Source organism: Bacillus sp. JKS001846, assembly GCF_900176455.1.
Taxonomy (GTDB): Bacteria; Bacillota; Bacilli; order Bacillales; family Bacillaceae_G; genus Bacillus_A; species Bacillus_A cereus.
Genome location: NZ_FWYG01000001.1, coordinates 5,001 through 15,000 on the forward strand (window position 1 = coordinate 5,001; position 10,000 = coordinate 15,000).

Here is a 10,000-nt window from a genome sequence, read left to right on the forward strand (position 1 = left end):
TGATCATAGCGTATCAACTTTTAAAAAGCTGCTCTCAAAAGAAAATAAGACCCACCTGAAGGTTCAACAGATTATTAATGATAAAAACTCTGGTTCTGTATTTAAACAATGGATAAAAGGAGTCTCTGCAGCAACTGGTGATTATATTTGGATCGCAGAGGCCGATGACTTATGCGATAAGACATTTTTACAAGAGGTGATACAGGGGTTTTATATAAATAACAATATTACCTTAAGTTACACACAATCAAAACAAATAGATGAACAAGGAAATGTATTGGCTAATCATTATTTAAATTACACAAATGATATCGATAAAGAAAAATGGAAAGCCCCCTATTTTCGAAAAGGGGTCGAAGAAATACAAGATACGTTACTTATCAAAAATACTATACCTAATGTTTCAAGTGTAGTTTTTAAAAATATAGATATGAAGAAAACAGAAAAACAGTTAGAGAAGTTCAAAATAGCTGGTGACTGGTTCTTCTATGTTTCTCTTCTTACAGAGGGAGATATTTACTTCAATCCAGCCCCCTTAAACTATCATAGACGACATTTAAATAGCGTAACGAGAACAGAAGATTCATACTCCCATTACAATGAAGTTGTGCAAATGCAAAATTTCATTAAAGAAAGATTTACTATCGACGGCATTTCTAAAATGAAAATGTATACATATAGAAAGTATCTTAAAGCATACTTGAAAATTTAAACATGTGCTTTCTATGCCATCAATATCTCTTGTAAGTTGCTACTATTACTCAAGGGAGGAATACTCTTTGAAAGACTTTATAGAGGAACATAAAGATTTAATTTCTCAAATCGCACACAGCTATAATGTAAATGCAAGCATCCATCCTGAGGATCATATCTTTCAGTTCATTGTCACTAATCCCGTCTTCCCATCAAAAAAAGAAGCGATAGATTACTACTTTAAAGATGGGCAAAACTCAGCACAAATACTCTTAAACTTAATTACTTCCCTTTATCCTCCTACAGCCAATCCAATTCAATTGTTAGAATTTGCATCCGGATACGGCTGCGTAACACGTCATTTATTAAATCTACAAACGAATTTGAGTATAACCACTTGCGATATACACGAAGAGGCCATTTCCTTTATTGAAAACAAATTAAATACTTCTTCTATATTATCTCATCCTGAGCCTGAACAGTTAAAATTGGACTCCTCTACGTACGATATCGTTTTTTGTCTATCCTTTTTCTCTCATATGCCTGATACAACTTGGTTTCGTTGGCTGCAAACATTGTATAACGCTGTTTCACCTGGTGGTTTATTCATTTTCACAACCCATGGCTATCAAAGCAAAAAATACTTTGGGTTTCCAAATTTAAATGAAAAGGGCTATTGGTTTCTCTCCTCTAGTGAACAATTCGATTTAGATGTGAATCAATACGGACAAACGATAGTTAGTCCCTCTTACGTGTGTGACAAAATTAAATCATTACCCCATAACCCAATTATCAAAAAGTATACTGAAGGATTTTGGTGGGAACATCAAGACCTTTGGGTTATAGAAAAAGAAATAAAATAATAACCCACGCTCTGCTTATATACAAGTAGAGCGTGGGTTATTATTTTTTACTACATAAGAACTCTTCAATCCATAGCTTATTTAATCTAATCCCATGTTTAAAATCTATTTTAGGTTCCCAATTCAATTCTTGTTTTATCTTATCAATATTTAAAATGATTTTTTGAACGTTCTCTTGTTTTTGTTTATAACAGATAAAATCCACTTTTCTTTCTGTTATTTTCTCTAATTCCACTATAATTCGTTTTAAAGAAAGACCTTTGCCACTCCCTATGTTGTATACGCAAGATTTCAATTGATTTAATTGTGCTAGTTGTATAGTAATTTCAACTAAATCATCGATATAAATATAATCTCTAATAATCTCCTCCGGATTCCCATATATATGAATCCTTTCATTACTGAGATGCTGGTACAAAAAACAATTTATGGCCCCTACTTTTTTTAAGGGGTTTTGGTATTTTCCATACGGATTAGAATATCTACATACAACATAATCTATTCCATATTTTCTCTTATAAAAATACAAATAATTCTCCAGCGAAACTTTTGTTATTCCATACGGGGAAAGTGGTCTTAATGGATGTTTCTCATCAATAGGCAAATATTCAGGTTCACCATAAACTGTGCCTCCCGAAGAAGCCAATATAATTTTTTTAATACGAAAATCTTTAACACTTTCCATGAAATTAAGAAAAAATAGACTGCTATTAATATCACCGAAAACATCTTCAATTGAAGTTGCTACGTTAGACGTCGCAGCTAAATAAATAATAGTATCTATATTCACTAAAGCCTTATATATATCCTCAACATTTTCTAAATCACCTTTAATAAATTCAACTTCACTTATAATATTTTGAGGAAAATTATTTATATGTCTGGAAAATACTTTTACATTTTGCCCCTGTTTCAATAAACCCAATGCGAGGTTGATACCAATGAAACTATTTCCACCTACTATTAAATAATTATTCTTCCTCATAATATCATCTCTCTAGTAATAAATTTTTCCTATCGTCAAACTTAAAAATATACACAAATAAACTGGATCATTTTGATTATTCATCCTCTTATCATTGTATGTTTGTTATAAATTTTCATTATCTTTATTTTCTATTTTCATTTTAGAATAGCTTCCTTATTCAGGTTGACTGCAAAAACACTCATAATATTTACTCATCCCCATGAATATATTTAATAAACAATCCTCACTTGTTTACCCCATAAAAAAGCTTCTACATACACAAAGTTCTCAAAAAAGGAGCGCTAAACTCATGAAAAATATAAATCAAGAACTTTTAAATCATGTAATCCTACATAAAGATCGAATTCCGCATTACCATAAAGACTTTCCCCTTATACTATTTTGGAGTCATAGAAGCGGATGCACCTCATTAGCTAATTGGTTCTTTTTTCAAATTGGATTATTTACTGAAGCAAAGAAATACAATGACTTTATTCATTACTATGAGTTCTGGGTGTATAAAAACAGTACAAATTACATTCAACAATTACAAAATAGTCTTCTAGAGGCTAAAAAAAATGTTTGTAAACTTGTACGAAATCCTTATACAAGAGCTGTCAGCTCATTTTTATTACTTGCTGACAATCCATATGCTAGCCCACAATGGGAGAGCATCCGTCATTATTTTTATAATGATAAATATAGTAATCAAGGAATATCATTTAAACAATTTTTATATTACGTTCAGGCATTCGGTTCCAATTCCCTATCATTAGATATACATTTTAGTCAACAATACGTCCCTGGTGAAGAAAATTTCATTCAATGCTATATTCCTTTAGAAGATTTTAATACACAAATCACCAAGATGGAACACATGTACGATTTGATGAAATCCCCTTTAGCACTTCTTACAAATTCAGATCATCATCGCGCTCACAAGATGATTTATGCAGGAAGCTATGCAGAACTTAGCATTACAGATCCAGGCTTTCCCCGATTTCCAACATACGAAAGCTTTTATGATAAAGAAACTATGGATTTAGTTACAGAAATATACGCACAGGATTTTGAAATGTACCCATACACGAAAGGGATATTTTAAGTCTATACATTTTTCCACGAATAAAAGCTGATACATCGCATAGCATAAAGTGAAACTTTAATTCGAGTGGGAGTTCTCTCCAACTAATTATTCCCTTCTCCTAATCGTAATTTTAAGAGATACCTAACTTTCACCCATTTCCTTTAATTTCGCCGATTGTTGACGTGTATCATACTTTCCATACATAGATTGCATTTATTAACATAGGAGGGATATCGTGTGGAAATCAATTTGAAACACAATAATGGGTACTGCGTTATTTGCGAAAAGAAAGCTACATTTATAGAGCATAATGATTGGCTTAGAGATCATTATTTATGTTCTACATGTAACTCTATACCAAGGCAGCGAGCTTTAATCCATGCTTTACATACGTTTTTTCCAAAATGGGATTCCTATAATATTCACGAATCCTCTCCTGGAGGAATTACGACTCAGCTACTATTAAAAAACTGTAAAAACTATACTTATTCTCAATACTTTAGAAATTATCCTCTTGGCCAATACTTTCAAGGTATTAGATGTGAGAACTTAGAAGACATGACTTTTGAAAATGAATCTTTTGATTTATTCATTACTCAAGACGTTTTTGAGCATGTAATGACGCCAAACAAAGCCTTTAAAGAAATAGAACGAGTATTAAAACCTGGCGGTGCTCATGTATTTACTGTCCCTTGGTATCATACACTCACAAAAACTGTGCAAAGAGCAAGAATGAATAAAGAGGTGATTGAATATATTGAAGAGCCCATTTATCATGGAAACCCTATTGATGAGAATGGATCTTTAGTAACGTTCGATTGGGGGCAGGATATGATTGAATATATTTATACACATGCAAACATGTATACAATTGTTTTTTTACAAAAGGATAGATCACTAGGGTTAGATGCTGAATTTTTACATGTTTTCATTAGTAAAAAGCAAGAAAATAAAGTTTAATCACTATATAATTCGGAGGTTTAACAAATGAATAACTTTAAGTTAGGAAGTGATTTTGATCATCTTGTTAATTCAGTATCTGATGCCGAACTTCTAAATTTATTTATACAAAGTTGTTCACAAACAACGATAAATGGGGTTCCCGTACCTAAGTTTCCTCCTGAAGAAATTCAAAAACAATTTGTAGGTGCTTCCTATGAACATGCTCTTTACGAAGCATATTTGTTTTATAGCCATATAAAAGAATACGCCCAAAATTTAGGAGTTCCCTTGAATAAAGAAAGTAAAGTTTTAGACTTCGGATGCGGATGGGGAAGAATTATACGCTTCTTATTTAAAGATGCCTCTGATCAAAATTTACTTGGCATTGATGTCGATCCTGCGATGATCACACTTTGTAATGAAACACTAGGAAGAGGGATATATAAAACAGCAAGCCCACATCCCCCTGTAGATTTTATTAGCGACAATTCATTAGATATCATATTCGCTTATTCTGTATTCTCACATTTATCCGAAGCAACTGCCGAAAATTGGGTAAAAGAATTTTCAAGAGTTCTTCGCCCCGGTGGAATCTTCATCGCAACAACACAAGCGCGCTATTTTCTTGATTTTTGTCAACAATTCCAAGAACATCCTGAATTAATTCAAACAGGATGGCATAAAACTTTATCTCAAGCTTTTCCAGATATACATCGCGCCATCTTGGATTATGAAAACGGCAAATTTGTTCATAGTCCTACTGGTGCAGGGGATGTTAGAAATAGTAGTTTTTACGGAGAAACCGTTATACCTAGGACTTATATTGAAAATCATTATGAGAAATATTTAAAGCTACAAGACTTTTTTGATGATGTAAATCGATTACCACAGGCCCTCTTTGTCCTTCAAAAAATTTAATTCCTTTCATTCAACATAATAAATTTCATGACGAAAAGTACTTTCTATTTCAGATATATATCAAATTACCTAATACTCTCTTATTAAGTAAGCTTAAAAAATCCAATACATACCATAAAAAAAACAGTAAACAGATAACATATCTCTTATTTTAAAATTGCTTCACCAAATCAAGAATAACTTCCCAACACTTGAACTACGAAAAACACGAGGGGGATATAACTTGAAAATAATCGCTTTTTACTTACCACAATTCCATCAAATTAAAGAAAATGATCGATGGTGGGGGAAAGGATTTACTGAATGGACAAATACTAAAAGTGCACGACCTTTATTTTCAGGACATTATCAACCTAAGGAACCTTATCAAGATTTTTATTACGACTTAACTACCCCCTCCGTAAGAAAGTGGCAAGCAAAAATTGCTAAAGCATACGGTATATATGGTTTTTGTTATTATCATTACTGGTTTAAGGGAAAAAGACTATTAGAAACACCCTTTAATGAGGTACTAAAGATGAAAGAACCTGACTTCCCTTTTTGTCTTTCTTGGGCAAATGAACCATGGACAAAATCTTGGGATGGTCTCGATAAACATATATTAATGCCTCAAGACTACGGAGATATATCTGATTGGAAGGAACACTTTGATTATTTATTACAGGCTTTCCAAGATGAGAGATATATTTATATAGATGATAAACCTCTATTCATTATTTATCGTCCAGGACATATTCCTGATTGTGAAAAAATGCTTAATTACTGGAATGCATTAGCGCGAGAAAATGGTTTAAAAGGTATATACTTTGCTGAAACATTAAACAGTTTTCCACTACCTAATATAAATGGATTCGATGCTAGCATTCAGTTTGAACCTTTCTATACAATTGCCCATGATAGCTCTTCAGACATAAATAAGGTAATATATGATTCTGATATGCAATTAAATGTTTGGGACTACGATAAAGTATGGATGTATATATTACAACGATCGCTCCCAAAGAAAAAAACATTTCCTGGTGCTTTTGTTGATTGGGATAATACTGCACGACGTAAAAACGCGAATAGCAGCATCTTTGTAGGTTCTACCCCTGAAAAGTTCACCATATATTTAAGCAAGCAAATTCATCGGACTTACTCTTTTTATAACAGCGAGTTTTTATTTATTAACGCATGGAACGAGTGGGCGGAAGGAACTTACTTAGAGCCAGATAAAAAATATGGATTTTCTTATTTAGAAGGGGTTAAAAATGCAATTGATAGAGGTATGAAAGCATACAAAAAAGACGAGTCATTCTGACTCGTCTTAAAGTTGCTTGGCGACGTCCTACTCTCACAGGGACAAGGTCCCAACTACCATCGGCGCTAGAGAGCTTAACTTCCGTGTTCGGTATGGGAACGGGTGTGACCTCTCTGCCATCATCACCAAACTATTGAAGGCATATTCCTTCAAAACTAGATAACATTTGCTACATATTATATGGTTAAGTCCTCGATCTATTAGTATTCGTCAGCTCCACATGTCACCATGCTTCCACCTCGAACCTATCAACCTGATCATCTTTCAGGGATCTTACTAGCTTACGCTATGGGAAATCTCATCTTGAGGGGGGCTTCATGCTTAGATGCTTTCAGCACTTATCCCTTCCGCACATAGCTACCCAGCTATGCCCTTGGCAGAACAACTGGTACACCAGCGGTGCGTCCATCCCGGTCCTCTCGTACTAAGGACAGCTCCTCTCAAATTTCCTACGCCCACGACGGATAGGGACCGAACTGTCTCACGACGTTCTGAACCCAGCTCGCGTACCGCTTTAATGGGCGAACAGCCCAACCCTTGGGACCGACTACAGCCCCAGGATGCGATGAGCCGACATCGAGGTGCCAAACCTCCCCGTCGATGTGGACTCTTGGGGGAGATAAGCCTGTTATCCCCGGGGTAGCTTTTATCCGTTGAGCGATGGCCCTTCCATGCGGAACCACCGGATCACTAAGCCCGACTTTCGTCCCTGCTCGACTTGTAGGTCTCGCAGTCAAGCTCCCTTATGCCTTTGCACTCTACGAATGATTTCCAACCATTCTGAGGGAACCTTTGGGCGCCTCCGTTACACTTTAGGAGGCGACCGCCCCAGTCAAACTGCCCACCTGACACTGTCTCCCGGGTCGATAAGACCCGTAGGTTAGAATTTCAATACAGTCAGGGCGGTATCCCACCAGCGCCTCCACCGAAGCTAGCGCTCCGGTTTCAATGGCTCCCGCCTATCCTGTACAAACTGTACCAAAATTCAATATCAGGCTACAGTAAAGCTCCACGGGGTCTTTCCGTCCTGTCGCGGGTAACCTGCATCTTCACAGGTACTATAATTTCACCGAGTCTCTGGTTGAGACAGTGCCCAAATCGTTACACCTTTCGTGCGGGTCGGAACTTACCCGACAAGGAATTTCGCTACCTTAGGACCGTTATAGTTACGGCCGCCGTTTACTGGGGCTTCAGTTCAGAGCTTCGCTTACGCTAACCCCTCTCCTTAACCTTCCAGCACCGGGCAGGTGTCACCCCCTATACTTCGCCTTACGGCTTCGCAGAGAGCTGTGTTTTTGCTAAACAGTCGCTTGGGCCTATTCACTGCGGCTTTCCGTTAAGAAAGCACCCCTTCTCCCGAAGTTACGGGGTCATTTTGCCGAGTTCCTTAACCAGAGTTCTCTCGCACACCTTAGGATTCTCTCCTCGCCTACCTGTGTCGGTTTGCGGTACAGGCACCTTTTATCTCGCTAGAAGCTTTTCTTGGCAGCGGGGAATCAAAGACTTCGCTCCATAAGGAGCTTCCCCATCACAGCTCAGCCTTTACGATAAGCGGATTTGCCTACTTATCAGCCTAACTGCTTGGACGTGCACAACCAATCGCACGCTTCTTCTATCCTTCTGCGTCCCTCCATTGCTCAAACGATAAAGAGGTGGTACAGGAATATCAACCTGTTGTCCATCGCCTACGCCTGTCGGCCTCGGCTTAGGTCCTGACTAACCCTGAGCGGACGAGCCTTCCTCAGGAAACCTTAGGCATTCGGTGGACGGGATTCTCACCCGTCTTTCGCTACTCATACCGGCATTCTCACTTCTAAGCACTCCACCAGTCCTTACGGTCTGACTTCACTGTCCTTAGAACGCTCCCCTACCACTGATACCATTGGTATCAATCCGCAGCTTCGGTGGTGTATTTAGCCCCGGTACATTTTCGGCGCAGAGTCACTCGACTAGTGAGCTATTACGCACTCTTTAAATGGTGGCTGCTTCTAAGCCAACATCCTAGTTGTCTAAGCAACTCCACATCCTTTTCCACTTAATACACACTTTGGGACCTTAGCTGGCGGTCTGGGCTGTTTCCCTTTTGACTACGGATCTTATCACTCGCAGTCTGACTCCTAAGGATAAGTCATTGGCATTCGGAGTTTGACTGAATTCGGTAATCCGATGAGGACCCCTAGTCCAATCAGTGCTCTACCTCCAAGACTCTTACACTTAAGGCTAGCCCTAAAGCTATTTCGGGGAGAACCAGCTATCTCCAGGTTCGATTGGAATTTCTCCGCTACCCACACCTCATCCCCGCACTTTTCAACGTGCGTGGGTTCGGGCCTCCATTCAGTGTTACCTGAACTTCACCCTGGACATGGGTAGATCACCTGGTTTCGGGTCTACGACCACGTACTAAACGCCCTATTCAGACTCGCTTTCGCTGCGGCTCCGCCTCTTCAGCTTAACCTCGCACGGGATCGTAACTCGCCGGTTCATTCTACAAAAGGCACGCCATCACCCGTTAACGGGCTCTGACTATTTGTAGGCACACGGTTTCAGGATCTCTTTCACTCCCCTTCCGGGGTGCTTTTCACCTTTCCCTCACGGTACTGGTTCACTATCGATCACTAGGGAGTATTTAGCCTTGGGAGATGGTCCTCCCAGATTCCGACGGAATTTCACGTGTTCCGCCGTACTCAGGATACATTCAAGAGAGAACGAAGTTTCGACTACGGGGTTGTTACCCTCTACGACGGACCTTTCCAGGTCGCTTCGTCTACCTCGTTCCTTTGTAACTCCGTATAGAATGTCCTACAACCCCAAGAGGCAAGCCTCTTGGTTTGGGCTATGTTCCGTTTCGCTCGCCGCTACTCAGGAAATCGCATTTGCTTTCTCTTCCTCCAGGTACTTAGATGTTTCAGTTCCCTGGGTCTGTCTTCCTTACCCTATGTATTCAGATAAGGATACCATACCATTACGTATGGTGGGTTTCCCCATTCGGAAATCTTCGGATCAAAGCTTACTTACAGCTCCCCGAAGCATATCGGCGTTAGTCCCGTCCTTCATCGACTCCTAGTGTCAAGGCATCCACCGTGCGCCCTTTCTAACTTAACCAAACTAAAAATTAAAAAATATGAGCTACACTGTTATCTAGTTTTCAAAGAACATACATTTATATTTGAGAGATAGTTCTCTCAAAACTGAACAAAACGAAACACGGAAACTTTATTGATGAACAGCGT

7 protein-coding genes and 2 rRNA genes (1 of these 9 running past the window's edge) are annotated in these 10,000 nt (G+C 38.3%); 6 read left to right on the forward strand and 3 right to left on the reverse strand.

Features of this window, described 5'->3' with window-relative positions:
• Both B9A45_RS00010 and B9A45_RS00015 read left to right on the forward strand, forming a co-directional pair.
• Positions 1–712 carry the end of a glycosyltransferase gene (locus B9A45_RS00010; RefSeq protein ID WP_000558375.1) on the forward strand. It extends 1,220 nt beyond the left edge of the window, so 712 of the gene's 1,932 nt are visible here — the last part of the coding sequence; the start codon falls outside the window, past its left edge; the stop codon is at positions 710–712.
• Positions 713–779: 67 nt separating this feature from the next.
• Positions 780–1,556 (forward strand): class I SAM-dependent methyltransferase, encoded by a 777-nt coding sequence (locus B9A45_RS00015; RefSeq protein ID WP_000651237.1) that lies wholly within the window; start codon positions 780–782, stop codon positions 1,554–1,556.
• Positions 1,557–1,596: 40 nt separating this feature from the next.
• On the opposite strand, the gene B9A45_RS00020 is transcribed toward B9A45_RS00015, so the two are convergent.
• The gene (locus B9A45_RS00020; protein ID WP_084063774.1) at positions 1,597–2,541 is read right to left on the reverse strand and encodes an NAD-dependent epimerase/dehydratase family protein; all 945 of its coding nucleotides are present in this window, start codon (positions 2,539–2,541) and stop codon (positions 1,597–1,599) included.
• A 292-nt stretch (positions 2,542–2,833) separates the two neighbouring features.
• On the opposite strand from B9A45_RS00020, the gene B9A45_RS00025 reads away from it, so the two are divergent.
• From B9A45_RS00025 to B9A45_RS00040, 4 genes are all read left to right on the forward strand, one after another.
• Positions 2,834–3,628, forward strand: coding sequence for a sulfotransferase family 2 domain-containing protein (locus B9A45_RS00025; RefSeq protein ID WP_000790058.1), 795 nt, complete (start codon positions 2,834–2,836; stop codon positions 3,626–3,628).
• A gap of 219 nt (positions 3,629–3,847) precedes the next feature.
• Positions 3,848–4,570, forward strand: a complete 723-nt coding sequence (locus B9A45_RS00030; protein WP_000405117.1) for a class I SAM-dependent methyltransferase — start codon at positions 3,848–3,850, stop codon at positions 4,568–4,570.
• A gap of 27 nt (positions 4,571–4,597) precedes the next feature.
• Complete coding sequence (locus tag B9A45_RS00035; protein WP_084063775.1) at positions 4,598–5,470, forward strand: class I SAM-dependent methyltransferase; 873 nt, start codon at positions 4,598–4,600, stop codon at positions 5,468–5,470.
• A 223-nt stretch (positions 5,471–5,693) separates the two neighbouring features.
• A complete protein-coding gene (locus B9A45_RS00040) occupies positions 5,694–6,770 on the forward strand; it encodes a glycosyltransferase WbsX family protein (protein ID WP_084063776.1) in 1,077 nt (358 codons plus the stop codon).
• Between the two features lie 14 nt (positions 6,771–6,784).
• Here B9A45_RS00040 and rrf read toward each other — a convergent pair.
• Positions 6,785–6,900, reverse strand: a 5S ribosomal RNA gene (gene rrf / locus B9A45_RS00045).
• 50 nt (positions 6,901–6,950) lie between these two features.
• Positions 6,951–9,872 (reverse strand): 23S ribosomal RNA (locus B9A45_RS00050).
• Positions 9,873–10,000: the final 128 nt, after the last annotated feature.